The sequence below is a fragment of the Marmoricola sp. OAE513 genome (genome assembly GCF_040546585.1).
Taxonomy (GTDB): Bacteria; Actinomycetota; Actinomycetes; order Propionibacteriales; family Nocardioidaceae; genus Marmoricola.
Map to the genome: position 1 here is coordinate 3,653,545 of NZ_JBEPOC010000001.1, position 16,418 is coordinate 3,669,962.

The 16,418-nt window shown below is 71.0% G+C and carries 15 protein-coding genes; all 15 read left to right on the forward strand.

The genetic code is table 11. The annotated features are described in order from the left end of the window. The 15 genes from ABIE44_RS18310 to def all read left to right on the forward strand — a co-directional run bounded on the left by ABIE44_RS18310 (position 1) and on the right by def (position 16,417). The gene (locus tag ABIE44_RS18310) at positions 1–975 is read left to right on the forward strand and encodes an aspartate carbamoyltransferase catalytic subunit (RefSeq protein WP_209714285.1); all 975 of its coding nucleotides are present in this window, start codon (positions 1–3) and stop codon (positions 973–975) included. After that, positions 972–2,273 carry a dihydroorotase gene (locus ABIE44_RS18315; protein ID WP_209714283.1) on the forward strand — a complete coding sequence of 434 codons (1,302 nt, stop codon included), beginning with the start codon at positions 972–974 and terminating at the stop codon, positions 2,271–2,273. Before ABIE44_RS18310 ends, ABIE44_RS18315 begins: the two co-directional genes overlap by 4 nt. Further along, on the forward strand, positions 2,274–2,732 hold the full coding sequence (locus ABIE44_RS18320) for a PH-like domain-containing protein (RefSeq protein WP_209714281.1): 459 nt from the start codon (positions 2,274–2,276) through the stop codon (positions 2,730–2,732). Then, complete coding sequence (gene carA / locus ABIE44_RS18325; RefSeq protein WP_209714279.1) at positions 2,729–3,859, forward strand: glutamine-hydrolyzing carbamoyl-phosphate synthase small subunit; 1,131 nt, start codon at positions 2,729–2,731, stop codon at positions 3,857–3,859. Before ABIE44_RS18320 ends, carA begins: the two co-directional genes overlap by 4 nt. A 4-nt stretch (positions 3,860–3,863) precedes the next feature. Then, complete coding sequence (gene carB, locus ABIE44_RS18330; protein ID WP_209714277.1) at positions 3,864–7,175, forward strand: carbamoyl-phosphate synthase large subunit; 3,312 nt, start codon at positions 3,864–3,866, stop codon at positions 7,173–7,175. Next, positions 7,172–8,245, forward strand: coding sequence for a quinone-dependent dihydroorotate dehydrogenase (locus ABIE44_RS18335; RefSeq protein ID WP_209714275.1), 1,074 nt, complete (start codon positions 7,172–7,174; stop codon positions 8,243–8,245). The genes carB and ABIE44_RS18335 overlap by 4 nt, the downstream gene beginning before the upstream one ends. After that, the gene (gene pyrF, locus ABIE44_RS18340; protein ID WP_209714273.1) at positions 8,242–9,093 is read left to right on the forward strand and encodes an orotidine-5'-phosphate decarboxylase; all 852 of its coding nucleotides are present in this window, start codon (positions 8,242–8,244) and stop codon (positions 9,091–9,093) included. The genes ABIE44_RS18335 and pyrF overlap by 4 nt, the downstream gene beginning before the upstream one ends. 7 nt (positions 9,094–9,100) lie before the next feature. Then, a complete protein-coding gene (locus tag ABIE44_RS18345) occupies positions 9,101–9,571 on the forward strand; it encodes a hypothetical protein (protein WP_209714271.1) in 471 nt (156 codons plus the stop codon). 226 nt (positions 9,572–9,797) lie between these two features. Next, positions 9,798–10,118 (forward strand): integration host factor, actinobacterial type, encoded by a 321-nt coding sequence (gene mihF, locus ABIE44_RS18350; protein WP_209714269.1) that lies wholly within the window; start codon positions 9,798–9,800, stop codon positions 10,116–10,118. Then, positions 10,111–10,683, forward strand: a complete 573-nt coding sequence (gene gmk / locus ABIE44_RS18355; RefSeq protein ID WP_354438289.1) for a guanylate kinase — start codon at positions 10,111–10,113, stop codon at positions 10,681–10,683. The genes mihF and gmk overlap by 8 nt, the downstream gene beginning before the upstream one ends. A 61-nt stretch (positions 10,684–10,744) precedes the next feature. Further along, positions 10,745–11,041: a DNA-directed RNA polymerase subunit omega gene (rpoZ, locus tag ABIE44_RS18360; RefSeq protein WP_209714267.1), complete on the forward strand. Its 297-nt coding sequence runs from the start codon at positions 10,745–10,747 to the stop codon at positions 11,039–11,041. Positions 11,042–11,085: 44 nt separating this feature from the next. Then, entirely contained in the window at positions 11,086–12,327 is a 1,242-nt protein-coding gene (coaBC, locus tag ABIE44_RS18365) for a bifunctional phosphopantothenoylcysteine decarboxylase/phosphopantothenate--cysteine ligase CoaBC (RefSeq protein WP_209714265.1), read from the forward strand. A gap of 141 nt (positions 12,328–12,468) precedes the next feature. After that, positions 12,469–13,665, forward strand: a complete 1,197-nt coding sequence (gene metK, locus ABIE44_RS18370) for a methionine adenosyltransferase (protein ID WP_209714263.1) — start codon at positions 12,469–12,471, stop codon at positions 13,663–13,665. Between the two features lie 109 nt (positions 13,666–13,774). Next, positions 13,775–15,829 (forward strand): primosomal protein N', encoded by a 2,055-nt coding sequence (locus ABIE44_RS18375; RefSeq protein ID WP_209714261.1) that lies wholly within the window; start codon positions 13,775–13,777, stop codon positions 15,827–15,829. Positions 15,830–15,874: 45 nt separating this feature from the next. After that, complete coding sequence (def, locus tag ABIE44_RS18380; protein ID WP_209714259.1) at positions 15,875–16,417, forward strand: peptide deformylase; 543 nt, start codon at positions 15,875–15,877, stop codon at positions 16,415–16,417. Position 16,418 lies beyond the last annotated feature (1 nt).

Here is a 16,418-nt window from a genome sequence, read left to right on the forward strand (position 1 = left end):
ATGAGCACCGGCCACCTGCTCAGTGCCGGCGACCTGACCCGCGACGACGCCGACCTGATCCTCGCCACCGCGGAGGAGATGCGCTCCCTGGCGGACCGGCCGATCAAGAAGCTGCCGGCGCTGCGCGGCCGCACCGTCGTCAACCTCTTCTTCGAGGACTCCACCCGTACCCGGATGTCCTTCGAGGCCGCCGCGAAGCGACTCTCCGCCGACGTCATCAACTTCTCCGCGAAGGGCTCCTCGGTGAGCAAGGGGGAGTCGCTCAAGGACACCGCGATGACCCTGGAGGCGATGGGGGCCGACGCCGTCGTCTGCCGGCACTGGGCTTCGGGGGCGCCGTACAACCTGGCCCACGCGGGGTGGTCCCGGTCCACCGTGGTCAACGCCGGCGACGGCACCCACGAGCACCCGACCCAGGCACTGCTGGACGCGTTCACGATGACCCGCCACCTCGGCACCGGACCGACCAGGAGCATCGACGGCCGTCGCATCGCGATCGTCGGCGACGTGCTGCACAGCCGGGTGGCCCGTTCCAACGCGCTGCTGCTGCAGACGCTGGGCGCCGAGGTCACCCTGGTCGCTCCGCCGACGCTGCTGCCGTACGGCGTCGACACCTGGGGGGTCCAGACCTCCTACGACATCGACGCCGTGCTCCCGAAGGCGGACGCCGTGATGATGCTGCGCGTCCAGCGCGAGCGGATGAACGACTCCTACTTCCCGAGCGCACGGGAGTACTCGCGCCGCTACGGCCTGGACGCCCGGCGGATGGCCGCGCTGCAGGAGCACGCGATCGTCATGCACCCCGGCCCGATGGTCCGTGGCATGGAGATCACCGCCGACGTCGCGGACTCCGACCGCTCGGTGATCGTCGAGCAGGTGACCAACGGGGTCGCCGTCCGGATGGCTGTGCTCTACCTCCTGCTCGGCGGCAGCGAGTCCGCCCTGACCACCACCTCTGAGGAGAACAACGCGTGACCCAGTACCTGCTCCAGGGCGCCTCGATCCTCGGCGGCGAGCCGACGGACATCCTCATCGCCGACGGCGTGATCGCCGAGGTCGCGGCAAGCTCGACCACCGGCGGGATCGACGCTGCCGGTGCCGAGGTCGTCGACGCCACCGGACTGATCGCGCTGCCAGGCCTGGTCGACCTGCACACCCACCTGCGCGAGCCGGGTCGCGAGGACGCCGAGACGGTCGAGTCCGGCACCCGAGCGGCAGCGCTCGGCGGCTTCACAGCTGTGCACGCGATGGCCAACACCGATCCGGTCGCCGACACCGCCGGTGTCGTCGAGCAGGTCTGGCGGCTGGGTCGCGAGGCCGGCTACTGCGACGTCTACCCGGTCGGGGCGGTCACCGTCGGGCTGGCCGGCGAGCAGCTCGCCGAGCTCGGCGCGATGGCCGATTCCGCAGCCCGCGTCCGGGTCTTCTCCGACGACGGCAAGTGCGTCGCCGACCCGGTGCTGATGCGGCGTGCGCTGGAGTACGTCAAGGCCTTCGACGGGGTCGTCGCGCAGCACGCCCAGGAGCCGCGGCTGACCGAGGACGCCCAGATGAACGAGGGGGAGCTGTCGGGCCGCCTCGGCCTGCGGGGCTGGCCCGCCGTCGCGGAGGAGGCGATCATCGCGCGTGACTGCCTGCTCGCCGCGCACGTCGGCTCCCGCCTGCACGTCTGCCACCTCTCCACCGCCGGCTCGGTCGAGATCGTCCGCTGGGCCAAGTCGAAGGGTTGGAACGTCACGGCCGAGGCCTGCCCGCACCACCTGCTGCTGACCGACGAGCTGGCCGCGACGTACGACCCGATCTACAAGGTGAACCCGCCGCTGCGCACGGCCGCCGACGTCGAGGCGGTCCGGGCCGGACTCGCCGACGGGACCATCGACATCGTCGCGACCGACCACGCACCGCACCCGCACGAGGACAAGGACTGCGAGTGGCAGGCCGCCGCGTTCGGGATGCTCGGCCTCGAGACGGCGCTGTCGATCGTCCAGCACACGATGGTCGACACCGGGGCGATCGACTGGACCGGCGTCGCCGAGCGGATGTCCTACGCTCCGGCGCGAATCGGCCGGCTCGCCGATCACGGACGCCCGATCGCCGTGGGGGAGCCCGCCCACGTCGTCCTGTACGACGCTGCCGCGACCCGGACGATCGAACCGGGCGAGATGGCCTCGCTCTCGCGCAACACCCCGTACGCCGGCCGGGAGCTGCCCGGCCGCGTGGTGGCGACGTTCCTGCGCGGCAAGGCCACCGTCCTGGACGGGAAGCTGGTCTGAATGGGTCTCTTCCGCAGAGCCGCCGACGGCGTGCCCAAGCTGATCGAGATCCCGAAGGTCTCCGAGCTGCCGCCGGCCAAGCTGAACTCGGCCGCCCGCTACCTCGGGACCGTCGACGCCGACGGTCAGCGCGTGATCGGGCAGACGCTCGCCGCGAAGAGCTCGGCGCGGCTCTCGCTCTCGACCGAGGCGCTCGACGTGGTCCGGATGGCCGGGTCGTTCCGGATCCCGGTGAGCGCGCTGCGCGGGGCGACGAAGGCCGACCAGTTCCTCGGCAAGTCGGTGCCGGACCTGCTGGTGGTCCGCTGGGTCTACGAGGGCAACGACTGGCGCACGGGCTTCCGGATGGAGGCCAGCCGCACGCTCAAGGATGCGGCCAAGAAGAAGGGCGGGACGGCGGTCCCGCAGACCGACGACTGGGTCCGAACGATCTCCAAGCTCTCAAGGGGTAACGCATGAGCACGACCGAAGCCATCCTCGTCCTCGAGGACGGCCGCACCTTCCGCGGCGCGGCGTACGGTGCCGAGGGGGAGACCTTCGGTGAGGCGGTCTTCTCCACCGGCATGACCGGGTACCAGGAGACGTTGACCGACCCGTCCTACCACCGCCAGGTCGTCGTCATGACGGCCCCGCACGTCGGCAACACCGGGATGAACGACGAGGACCCCGAGTCCTCGCGCATCTGGGTCAGCGGGTACGTCGTCCGCGACCCCGCACGGGTGCCGTCGAACTGGCGCTCGCAGCGCAGCCTGGACGACGCGCTCCGCGAGCAGGGGGTGGTCGGCATCAGCGGTGTCGACACCCGTGCACTGACCCGGCACCTGCGCGAGCGCGGCGCGATGCGCGTCGGCATCTCGACCACCGAGACCGACCCCGAGGCTCTGCTCGAGCGGGTCCGGGCGTCCGGCGAGATGGCGGGCACGGAGCTGTCCGGCGAGGTCAGCACGACCGAGGCGTACGTCGTCCCGGCCGTCGGTGAGAAGGTCGCCACCGTCGCGGCGGTCGACCTCGGGATCAAGACCAACACGCCACGGATGATGAGCGAGCGGGGCATCGAGGTGCACGTGCTGCCGGCCACGGCGAGCATCGAGGACGTCCTCGCGGTCGACCCGGACGGTCTGTTCTTCTCCAACGGACCCGGCGACCCCGCGGCGACGACCAGCCAGGTCGAGCTGCTCCAGGATGCCCTATCGCGGGAGGTCCCGTACTTCGGGATCTGCTTCGGCAACCAGCTCTTCGGACGTGCGCTCGGATTCGGCACCTACAAGCTCAAGTACGGCCACCGGGGGATCAACCAGCCGGTGATGGACCGCACCACCGGCAAGGTCGAGGTGACCGCCCACAACCACGGGTTCGCGGTCGACGCCCCGTTGGAGGGTCCGACCTCCACGCCGTACGGCGAGGCGACGGTCAGCCACGTCTGTCTCAACGACGACGTCGTGGAAGGTCTCGAGCTGCGCGACGCGGACGGGAACCTCAAGTCCTTCTCGGTGCAGTACCACCCCGAAGCGGCGGCCGGCCCGCACGACGCGGCCTACCTCTTCGACCGTTTCCTCGACCTCATCCACCAGAACAAGAAGGCCTGACCCGATGCCGAAGCGCGAAGACATCAAGTCCGTCCTGGTGATCGGCTCCGGGCCGATCGTCATCGGTCAGGCCTGCGAGTTCGACTACTCCGGTACCCAGGCCTGCCGGGTGCTCAAGGAGGAGGGCCTCCGGGTCATCCTGATCAACTCCAACCCGGCCACGATCATGACCGACCCGGAGTTCGCCGACGCGACCTACGTCGAGCCGATCACCCCGGAGTTCGTCGAGAAGGTGATCGCGAAGGAGCGTCCCGACGCGATCCTGCCGACCCTCGGTGGGCAGACCGCGCTCAACGCGGCGATCGCCGCCCACGAGAGCGGTGTGCTGGAGAAGTACGACGTCGAGATGATCGGCGCCAGCTTCGAGGCGATCCACCGCGGCGAGAACCGCGAGCTGTTCAACGCGATCGTGAAGAAGGTGGGCGGCGAGGTCGCCCGCAGCTTCGTGTGCCACTCGATGGACGAGGTCGAGACGGCGACCGCCGAGCTGGGCTACCCGGTCGTGGTCCGACCGTCCTTCACGATGGGCGGGCTGGGTTCCGGCATCGCCTACGACGAGGCCGACCTGCACCGGATCGCCGGCGCCGGCCTGTCCGCCAGCCCGACCACCGAGGTGCTGATCGAGGAGTCGATCATCGGTTGGAAGGAGTACGAGCTGGAGGTGATGCGCGACAAGGCCGACAACGTCGTGATCATCTGCTCCATCGAGAACTTCGACCCGATGGGCGTGCACACCGGTGACTCGATCACGGTCGCGCCGTCGCTCACGCTCACCGACCGCGAGTACCAGCACCTGCGCGACCTGGCGATCGACATCATCCGCGAGGTCGGCGTCGACACCGGCGGCTGCAACATCCAGTACGCCGTGAACCCGGCGGACGGCCGCGTGATCGTCATCGAGATGAACCCCCGCGTCTCGCGCTCCAGTGCGCTGGCCTCCAAGGCGACCGGCTTCCCGATCGCGAAGATCGCCGCGAAGGTGGCTGTCGGCTACACCCTCGACGAGATCCCGAACGACATCACAGCGGAGACCCCGGCGAGTTTCGAGCCGTCGCTGGACTACGTCGTGGTGAAGGTGCCGCGGTTCGCGTTCGAGAAGTTCCCGACGGCCGACACCACGTTGACCACGCACATGAAGTCGGTGGGCGAGGCGATGTCGATCGGACGCAACTTCACCGAGGCGTTCAACAAGGCGCTGCGGTCGCTGGAGGACAAGAAGGCCCCGTTCGAGTGGGCGTCCACGCCCGGGGACAAGGCCGCCCTGCTCGAGGCCATCACGGTCCCGCACGACGGCCGGGTCCAAAAGCTGATGCAGGCCGTGCGGGCCGGCGCCACCCAGGAGGAGATCCACGGGGCCACCAGGATCGATCCCTGGTTCGTCGACCAGATGTTCCTGATCAAGGAGGTCGCCGACGCGGTCGCCGCTGCGGACGAGCTCGACGCCACGACGCTCCGCCTGGCCAAGCGGCACGGGTTCTCCGACGCTCAGGTCGGCCAGCTGCGGGGCCTGTCCGAGGCCGAGGTCCGGGAAGCTCGGCACGCCGCCGGCGTCCGACCGGTGTTCAAGACCGTCGACACCTGCGCCGCGGAGTTCGCGGCCGAGACGCCGTACTACTACTCCTCCTACGACGAGGAGACCGAGGTCCGTCCGCGGGCCGAGGGCAAGGAGGCCGTGATCATCCTGGGATCGGGCCCGAACCGCATCGGCCAGGGCATCGAGTTCGACTACTCGTGCGTGCACGCCTCGCTCGCGCTCGCCGAGGCCGGCTACGAGACGATCATGGTCAACTGCAACCCCGAGACGGTCTCGACCGACTACGACACCAGCGACCGGCTGTACTTCGAGCCGCTGACGCTCGAGGACGTGCTGGAGATCTACGAGGCGGAGAAGGCGGCCGGCCCGATCGCCGGCGTCATCGCCACGCTCGGCGGGCAGACCCCGCTCGGGCTCGCGCAGGGCCTGCAGGACGCCGGCGTCCCGATCGTGGGCACCAGCCCCGAGGCGATCGACCTGGCCGAGGAGCGTGGCGCCTTCGGTCGCGTGCTCGCCGAGGCCGGCCTGGTCGCACCCAAGCACGGCACGGCGGTCACCTTCGACGAGGCGCTCGAGATCGCGCACGAGATCGGCTACCCGGTCCTGGTGCGGCCCTCCTACGTGCTCGGCGGCCGCGGTATGCAGATCGTCTACAGCGACGCTGCGCTCGAGGCCTACATCAACGCTGCGACTGAGATCAGCGCCGACCGGCCGGTGCTCGTGGACCGCTTCGTCGACGACGCCGTCGAGATCGACGTGGACGCGCTGTACGACGGCACCGAGCTGTTCCTCGGAGGCGTGATGGAGCACATCGAGGAGGCGGGCATCCACTCCGGCGACTCCTCCTGCGCGCTGCCGCCGATCACGCTCGGCGCGGCCGAGATCACCCGGATCCGCGAGGCCACCGAGGCCATCGCCCGCGGGGTCGGGGTGCGCGGCCTGATCAACATCCAGTTCGCACTCGGTGCTGACGTGCTCTACGTGATCGAGGCCAACCCGCGCGCCAGCCGGACCGTCCCGTTCGTCTCCAAGGCGACCGGCACCCAGCTCGCGAAGGCCGCGGCCCGGCTGATGCTGGGCGAGTCGATCGCCGAGCTCCGGGCGTCCGGTGCGCTCCCGGCGACCGGGGACGGCGGCACGCTGCCCGCGGACTCGCCGATCGCGGTCAAGGAGGCGGTGCTGCCCTTCAACCGGTTCCGCACCAAGGAGGGGAGCTTCGTCGACACCGTCCTCGGGCCGGAGATGAAGTCGACCGGCGAGGTGATGGGCTTCGACGCCGACTTCGGTCGCGCGTTCAGCAAGTCCCAGGCCGCGGCGTACGGGGCGCTGCCGACGTCCGGGCGGGTCTTCGTCTCGATCGCGAACCGGGACAAGCGCACGATGATCTTCCCGGCGCGTGTGCTGGCCGACTACGGCTTCGAGATCCTGGCGACCCAGGGCACCGCGGAGGTCCTGCGGCGCAACGGCATCGAGACCACCGTGGTGCGCAAGCACTTCGAGGGCACCGGGCCGGCGGGGGAGAAGACCACCGTGCAGATGATCCTCGACGGGGAGATCGACCTGATCGTGAACACCCCGCACGGTTCGACGGGCGGCGGCGACTCCCGCATCGACGGGTACGAGATCCGTTCCGCGGCCGTCCTCACCGGCACGCCGTGCATCACCACGGTGCAGGGGCTGGCCGCCGCGGTGCAGGGCATCGCCGCGATCCGCTCGGGCACCATCGGCGTCCGCTCGCTCCAGGACTGGGCCTCGGTCGTCGGTCCGGAGGGCGACGCGTGAACGGTCCCTACCGGTTCCTCTTCGACCGGGTCCTGACCCGGGTCGACCCGGAGCAGGCCCACCACGCGGGGTTCGCCGGGATCCGAGCGGCTGGCCCGGCGTTGCGCGGGGTGTCGAAGGTGCTGCCCGCGCGGGCCGGGGTGCGGGTGATGGGCCTGGACTTCCCCGGTGTGCTCGGCCTGGCGGCCGGCTTCGACAAGAACGCGGTCGGCATCGACGCGCTCGGTGCCCTCGGGTTCGGGTTCGTCGAGGTCGGCACGGTCACCGGCGAAGCCCAGCCGGGCAACCCGAAGCCCCGGCTGCTGCGGCTGCCCGACGACCGCGCCGTGGTCAACCGGATGGGGTTCAACAACGACGGCGCCGAGGTCGTCGCGCGTCGGCTCCAGGCCCGGGCGTCCAGCCTGTCGAGACGTGCTGAGGGGCGCACCCCCGGCCCGGTCCTCGGTGTGAACATCGGCAAGACCAAGGTGGTCGAGGAGTCCGACGCGATCGCCGACTACGAGAAGAGCACCGGTCTGCTGGCGCCGTACGCCGACTACCTGGTGGTCAACGTCTCCTCGCCGAACACCCCCGGCCTGCGCGACCTGCAGGCGGTGGCGAAGCTCCAGCCGTTGCTCGAGGCCGTCCGCGCGAGAGCCGACGAGGTCACCCAGGACCGCGGTCGCGTGCCCCTGCTGGTCAAGATCGCCCCGGACCTCTCCGACGAGGACGTCCTGGAGGTGGCCGACCTCGCCACGGCGATCGGCCTCGACGGGATCGTCGCGACCAACACCACGATCAGCCGCACCGGGCTCACCTCCACCGCCGACGCCATCGAACGAGCAGGCGCCGGCGGCCTGTCGGGGGAGCCGCTGCGCAAGCGTTCCCTGGAGGTCCTCCGCCTGCTGCGCGGCCGCGTCGGCCGCGACATGACCCTGATCGGCGTCGGCGGCATCGCCGGGGTCGAGGACGCGGTGGAGCGGCTCGCCGCCGGAGCCGACCTGCTCCAGGCCTACACCGCCTTCATCTACGAGGGCCCTCTGTGGCCGCGCACGCTGAACGCCGCGATCGCGAAGGAGCAGCACCGATGACCACGATCCCCGAGCAGACGTTCGGAGCACGTCTCCGTGCAGCCATGGACAGCCGCGGTCCGCTGTGCGCGGGCATCGACCCGCACGTCGGCCTGCTGAGCTCCTGGGGTCTCACCGAGACGGTCGACGGTCTCCGCAGCTTCGCGCTGCGGGCCGCCGAGGCGATGGGACCGGTCGCCGCCGCGGTGAAGCCGCAGTCGGCGTTCTTCGAGCGTTTCGGGTCCGCCGGTGTCGCGGTCCTCGAGGAGACGGTCGCGCTCTGCCGGGAGGCCGGGGCGCTGGTGATCCTCGACGTCAAGCGCGGAGACATCGGTACGACGGCGCAGGCGTACGCCGACGCCTACCTGGACCAGTCCTCTCCGATGGCGGTCGACTGCATCACCGCGAGCCCGTACCTCGGCTTCGGCAGCCTGGACCCGATGATCGAGACCGCGCGCCGCAACAACGCCGGCGTGATCGCGCTCGCGCTGACCTCCAACCCCGAGGGACCGGAGTTCCAGCACGCCACCAAACCGGACGGACGCGCCGTCGCGGCCTCGGTCCTCGACTCGCTCCGGGCGGCCAACGACGGTGCCGCGCCGCTGGGGTCCTTCGGGGCGGTCGTCGGTGCCACGATCGACCCGACCGCGGTCCAGGTGGACCTGGCGATCAACGGGCCGCTGCTCGTCCCGGGGATCGGTGCCCAGGGTGGGACCGCGGACGACGTCCGCCGGATCTTCGGCGACGTGCTCGACCTGGTGCTCCCGGCGAGCTCCCGCGAGATCCTCGGGGCGGGCCCGGACGCCGCTGCCCTGCGGTCCGCCGTGGAGAGCGCCGCGGAGTCGTTCGCCCGGGTTGCGGCAGGATGACCCGGTGATGTTCCGAATCCGCCACCGACCGGCCGCGCTCGCCGCGGCCCTCGTCCTCGCCGTCGTGCCCGTCGCGTGCGGCAGCGACGAGAACGCGGACGGCGTCCCGAAGCAGTTCCAGGAGTACTGCGGGGCGATGAAGAAGTACCAGGAGATCTTTGCCGACGACGGCACCGGGCTCGGGCTGGTCACCAACATCCCGAAGCTCGAGAAGCTCGAGAAGGTCGCTCCGGACGACCTCCAGGACGAGTGGCAGAGCTTCCTCAGCGCGCTCGAGGGCCTGCGCAACGCGATCACCGCCGTCGGTCTGAAGCCGACCGACTTCGTCAACGCGATGCCGCCGGTGGGTCTGACCAAGGAGGATCAGGCGATCATCGCTGCTGCTGCCGACCGGTTGGCCCAGGACGACGTCGCCGGTGCAGCTGCCGGCATCGAGCAACAGGCCAAAGACGTCTGCAAGCTCCAACTCGGCCTGTGAGCCGCGATACGCGGCACATCGCTGCGTTGTCGTCGCTTGACGTCCGCTCCACTGGCGCTCCGCTGAAGGACGCCTGCGCTCCTCCGCCTTGCGCTGCACCACGTCTCGCGACTCACAGCAGCGGGGGACTGTCTCGGTTTTCCCCACTGCGTTGCGGGTGATGAGCATCGCTGACTAGATTGCTCCACACCGCCATCCGCTCTCCCAGCACGACAAGAGGTTCTCCGTGGCCCTGCCACCGCTCACGCCTGAACAGCGCCAGGCCGCACTCGCCAAGGCAGCTGCCTCCCGCCGTGAACGTGCCGCCGTGAAGAACCGATTGAAGCACTCGGGCGCGTCCATCGCCGACGTGCTCGAGGAGGGCGCGACCAACGAGGTCATCGGCAAGATGCGGGTGAGCGAGCTGCTGCAGTCGATGCCGGGTCTCGGCAAGGTGCGGGCGACGCAGCTGATGGAACGGCTCAAGATCTCCGAGAGCCGGCGCGTGCGCGGGCTCGGGACGAAGCAGATCGCGGCCCTGGTCGCTGAGTTCTCCGACGGTGAGTGAACCCGCCGCGGCCACCCCGACCCGGCTGACGGTCCTGGCCGGTCCGACCGCCGTCGGCAAGGGCACGGTGACCGCCTGGTTGCGCGAGCACCACCCGGAGGTCTGGATCTCGGTCTCGGCCACCACCCGCAAGCCCCGCCCCGGCGAGGTCGACGGCGTGCACTACCACTTCGTCGACGATGCCGAGTTCGACCGGATGGTCGCGGCTGACGACCTGCTCGAGTGGGCCGTGGTGCACAAGCTCGCCCGGTACGGCACCCCGCGCGGTCCTGTGCTCGAGGCACTGGAGCAGGGGCGTTCGGCCCTGCTGGAGATCGACCTGCAGGGCGCGCGGCAGGTCCGCGAGCGGATGCCGGAGGCCCGGTTCGTCTTCCTGGCGCCGCCGTCCTGGGACGAGCTCGTGCGCCGCCTGGTCGGTCGCGGGACCGAGGACGAGGCGGAACGGGAGCGCCGCCTGGACACGGCACGCGCCGAGATGGCGGCCGAGCCCGAGTTCGACGTGACGGTCGTGAACCACACGATTCCCGCTGCGGTCGAAGAGTTGGTAGAGTTAATGCGGTCCTGAGGCGCCGCTCGACCTGGTCAGCGCCCGGGATCACCCCATTCACTCCTCTCGAGAGGCCCGCATGAGCGTGTCCGGTAACCAGCCCGTCGCCCTGGGGATCACCAACCCCCCGATCGACGACCTGCTGACCAAGACCGACTCCAAGTACAAGCTGGTGCTCTACAGCGCCAAGCGTGCTCGGCAGATCAACGCGTACTACTCGCAGCTGGGCGAGGGCCTGCTCGAGTACGTCGGCCCGCTCGTGGACACCCACGTCCAGGAGAAGCCCCTCTCGATCGCCATGCGCGAGATCAACGAGGACCTCCTCGTCTGCGAGGACATCGACCCCGAAGAGGCCGCGGACCAGGCAACCGCCTGATCCTCCGCGACCGGTCGTCGAGCTCGTCGAGACGAGGTTCGTTCATGAGTGAGACCTCCGCCCAGTCCCGCCCCCACGTCGTACTCGGCGTGAGCGGCGGGATTGCTGCGTACAAGGCCTGTGAGCTGCTGCGGCGGTTCACCGAGTCGGGTCACGACGTCACCGTCGTGCCGACCGCCGCCGCGCTCCAGTTCGTGGGCGCGCCGACCTGGTCCGCCCTGAGCGGCAAGCCGGTCAGCACCGAGGTGTGGACCGACGTGCACGAGGTGCCGCACGTCCGGATCGGTCAGACTGCCGACCTCGTCGTGGTCGCGCCCGCCACCGCCGACCTGCTGGCGAAGGCCGCGCACGGCCTCGCGGACGACCTGCTCACGAACACGCTGCTGACCGCTCGCTGCCCGGTGATCTTCGCCCCGGCCATGCACACCGAGATGTGGGAGCACGCGGCCACGGTCGCCAACGTCGCCACGCTGCGCGACCGCGGTGCCCTCGTCATCGAACCCGCCGAGGGGCGCCTGACCGGCACGGACACCGGCAAGGGCAGGCTCCCGGACCCCGGCGAGATCTTCGCGTTCGCCACCGACGTGCTCGCGCGCGGGGGCGCCCAGGCCCAGGACCTCGCCGGACGCCAGGTCGTCGTCTCCGCGGGCGGCACCCGGGAGTACCTCGACCCGGTGCGGTTCCTCGGCAACCGGTCCTCGGGACTGCAGGGCTACGCGCTGGCCCGCACCGCCGCGGCCCGTGGCGCCGAGGTCACCCTGGTCGCGGCCAACACCAACCTGGCCGACCCGGCCGGGGTGAAGGTGGTTCGCGTGGAGACCACCGCGCAGCTGCAGGAGCAGGTCGTCGCGGCCAGCCGGGCGGCGGACGTCGTGGTGATGGCTGCTGCTCCCGCCGACTTCCGCCCGGAGACCTTCGCCGACTCCAAGATCAAGAAGGCCGAGGACGGCAGCGCGCCGGAGATCCGCCTGACCCAGAACCCGGACATCCTGGCCGGCCTGGCCCACGACCGCCCCCACCCCGACCTGGTCGTCGTCGGCTTCGCCGCCGAGACCGGGGACGCCAACGGCACCGTGATGGACCACGCCAGTGCCAAGCTGCTCCGCAAGGGCTGCGACCTGCTCGTGGTCAACGACGTCGGCGGCGGCAAGGTCTTCGGGTCCGAGGAGAACGAGGCCGTCGTCCTCGGGGCGGACGGATCCTCGACCCCGGTGCCGCGGGCGTCCAAGAGCGCCGTCGCCCAGGTGATCTGGGACCGGGTCGCCCTGCTCCTCGCCGCGCGCTGAGGCAAACACGACCAGATCAGTAGCCATTTTCCTGAGATGCCGTCTCACCATCAGGACAACCGGTTACGCTTGCCGCGCATACCCCGAATCCCCCCTAAATCCCCGCCCGGACCGGGCTGGAGAAACTGCAGGAGACATCAAGTGACTGGACGTCTGTTCACCTCGGAATCTGTCACCGAGGGACACCCGGACAAGATTGCCGACCAGATCAGCGACACCGTGCTCGACGCGCTGCTGGCCGACGACCCGCAGAGCCGCGTCGCGGTCGAGACCCTGATCACCACTGGCCTGGTCGTCGTCGCCGGTGAGGTCACCACCAAGACCTACGCGCCGATCGCCCAGCTCGTCCGCCAGAAGATCCTCGACATCGGTTACGACGCGTCCGAGAAGGGCTTCGACGGCGCCTCCTGCGGCGTCCAGATCGCCATCGGCGCCCAGTCGCCCGACATCGCCCAGGGCGTCGACAAGGGCATCGAGGCCCGCGTCGAGGGTTCCGGGGACGACCTGGACAGCCAGGGCGCCGGTGACCAGGGCCTGATGTTCGGCTACGCCTGCGACGACACCAAGGAGCTCATGCCGCTCCCGATCTCGATGGCCCAGCGTCTGTCCGAGCGCCTGACCGAGGTCCGCAAGAACGGCACCCTCGACTACCTGCGTCCCGACGGCAAGACCCAGGTCACCATCGAGTACGACGAGAACGACCGCCCGGTGCGCGTCGACACCGTCGTCCTGTCCACCCAGCACGCCGAGGGCATCGACCTCGACGCCACGCTGGCGCCCGACATCAAGAAGCACGTCATCGACCCGATCCTGGAGACCTTCGACATCCCGTCGGAGGGCTACCGCCTGCTGGTCAACCCGACCGGCAAGTTCGTCGTCGGCGGCCCCATGGGTGACGCGGGTCTGACCGGTCGCAAGATCATCGTCGACACCTACGGCGGCATGGCCCGCCACGGTGGTGGCGCGTTCTCCGGCAAGGACCCGTCCAAGGTCGACCGCTCGGCCGCCTACGCGATGCGCTGGGTCGCCAAGAACGTCGTCGCGGCCGGTCTGGCCACCCGGTGCGAGGCGCAGGTCGCCTACGCGATCGGCAAGGCCGCCCCGGTGGGCGTCTTCATCCAGACCTTCGGCACCGGCGTCGTCTCCGACGAGGCGATCCAGAAGGCCGTCCTCGAGGTCTTCGACCTGCGTCCGGCCGCCATCGTGCGGGACCTGGACCTGAAGCGCCCGATCTACGCCCAGACGGCGGCGTACGGTCACTTCGGTCGCGAGCTCCCGGACCTGTACTGGGAGCGCACCGACCGCGCCGACGCCCTGAAGGCTGCTGCCGGTATCTGACGGCCCGGTCTCGAGCCTGTCGAGACGCACAGCTCCTAAACGAGCCCTCCTGGTCCCCGAGACCAGGAGGGCTCGTTGCTTCGTCGGGTGTGGCTGGTTGGATACAGCCATGGCGAGCGGACCCGAGAACGAGGCTGACCAGCAGCTCTCGTTGCCCGGGCTGGTGCGCGCCGAGGCCCGCCGGGCGAAGCCGCCCGCGGAGAAGAAGAGCGTTCCTCGCGCAGAGGTCGACCCGATCGCGCGGGTGCTGGTCGACCTGCCGCTGGCGCACCTCGACCGGCCGTTCGACTACGGCGTCCCGGCGACCATGGCAGCGACCGCGGTCCCGGGCGCGCGGGTGAAGGTCCGGTTCGCCGGGCAGGACGTCGACGGCTACGTGGTCGCACGGACCTCGACGACCGACCACACCGGCCGGCTCCAGAACCTGCGCCGGGTGGTCAGCGCCGAGCCGGTGCTCAGCCCGGAGATCGCCGAGGTGGTCGCCGAGGTCGCCGCGCGGTACGCCGGGACCCGCTCCGACGTCCTGCGCCTGGCCGTCCCGGCCCGCCACGCCGCCACCGAGAAGCTCCCGAGCGAGCCAGCGCCGGCGCTCGAGGCGGTCCCCGACCCGGGTGCCTGGTCGTCGTACAGCGGGGGAGCCGAAGCACTGGGCGCCCTGGCCGCCGGTGGGAGCCCCCGGGTCGTGTGGAGCGTGGGGCCGGGCGACGACCCGTTCGCCGTCCTCGCCGAGGCCGTGGTCGCGACCGCAGTCTCCGGGCGCGGGGCCCTGGTCTGCCTGCCCGACGTACGCGACGTCGCGCGTCTCGACGCCGTCCTGGCAGCCCGGCTCGGCGCGGGGCGGCACGTCGTACTGACGGCGGACGCCGGTCCGTCCAAGCGGTACGCCGCCTTCCTCGCGGTGTCTCGTGGAGCCGTCAAGATCGTCATCGGCACCCGCGCGGCAGCGTTCGCTCCGGTGCACGACCTCGGCCTGGTGGCGCTCTGGGACGACGGCGACGACCTGTACTCCGAGCCGCGCGCGCCCTACCCGCACGCCCGTGAGGTCCTGCTCGTGCGTGCGCAGCGCAGCGGTGCTGCAGCCCTGCTGGCCGCGCACGCCCGGAGCGTCGAGGCCGAGTACCTGGTGCGCAGCGGCTGGGCCCAGGAGGTCGCCCTGCCGCGGGCTGCGCTCCGGTCCCGAGTGGCCGCCAGCATCACCGGCGACTCGGACTTCGATCTCGAGCGCGACCCGGGTGCCCGGTCCCGCCGCCTGCCGCGGGAGGTCTTCGACGTCCTGCGGGAGGCGCTCGTGCACGGCCCCGTCCTGGTCCAGACGCCGCGCTCGGGCTACGCGACCCGCCTCGCCTGCGACACCTGCCGGACACCGGCCGGCTGCTCGGTGTGCCACGGGCCGCTGACGATCTCGGCGGCCCACGCACCACCGACCTGCACCTGGTGCGGGACGGCCGCTGTCGCCTGGAGCTGCCCGGAGTGCGGTGGCCGCGGCCTGCGCGCCCCGGTGCTCGGTGACCGGCGTACCGCGGAGGAGCTGGGTCGCGCCTTCCCGTCGGTGCCGGTGCAGACGTCCTCGGGCGAGCGGGTGCTGTCCGGGGTCGCAGCACGCCCGGCGATCGTGGTCGCGACGCCGGGTGCCGAACCGCCTGCTGCGGACGGCTACGCCGCGGTCGTGCTGCTCGACACCTGGCTGCTGCTCGCGCGCTCGGACCTCCGAGCCGAGGAAGAGGCGCTGCGGCGCTGGTTCAACGCCGCAGCGCTGGTCCGCCCGGACGGCGGCCGGATCCTCGCGGTCGGCGACCCCGCCCGCGCCTCGATGCAGGCGCTCGTGCGCTGGGACCCGGCCGGGTTCGCCGCACGGGAGATCGACGAACGTCGGGAGGCGCACCTGCCGCCTGCCTCCCGGGTGGCGGTGGTCTCCGGCCCCGGGGACCAGGTCGAGGCCGCCCTGACGACGTTGGGTGTTCCCGGGGCCCTGCCCGAGGGTGCCGAGGTGCTCGGCCCGGTCGAGGTCCCCGGCGATCGGGGCGACGAGGTGCGCTACGTCATCCGGGTCCCGCGGGCCGCGGGCACGGACCTCTCGGCAGCGCTGGTGGCCCTGCAGGCGCAGCGCTCGGCCCGCAAGGAGACCCACCTGCGGGTGGAGGTCGACCCGGCCGCTCTCGGCTGAGGTGCTCCCGCCCTAGACTTGGCTGGTCTCGTGGAAGGAGAGCGTGTGACTGTCAGGCCGATCCGGTTGTTCGGTGACCCGGTGCTGCGCACCGCTGCGGCGGAGGTGACAAGCTTCGACAAGGAGCTCCGCACCCTGGTCGCGGACCTGACCGAGACCATGCTGGAGGCTCCGGGCGCGGGCCTCGCCGCGCCGCAGATCGGGGTGGGCCTGCGGGTCTTCACCTGGAACGTCGACGGCGAGCTCGGGCACCTGGTGAACCCGAGCCTGACGCTGTCCTCCGACACCCAGGACGGGCCCGAGGGCTGCCTGTCGATCCCGGGTCTCTCCATCGACTGCGTCCGCGCGCTGTCCGTCGTGGCGCACGGCTTCACCATGCACGGAGAGCCGGTGGTGATCGAGGGCTCGGAGCTGCTCGCGCGTGCGATCCAGCACGAGACCGACCACCTCGACGGCATCCTGTTCGTCGACCGGCTGGACCGCGAGGCGCGGAAGACGGCGATGAAGGCCATCCGCGAGGCGGAGTGGTTCGGCGCCGACACCCAGGTCAAGCTGTCGCCGCACGCCACCAACGGTTTCGGGATCTGAC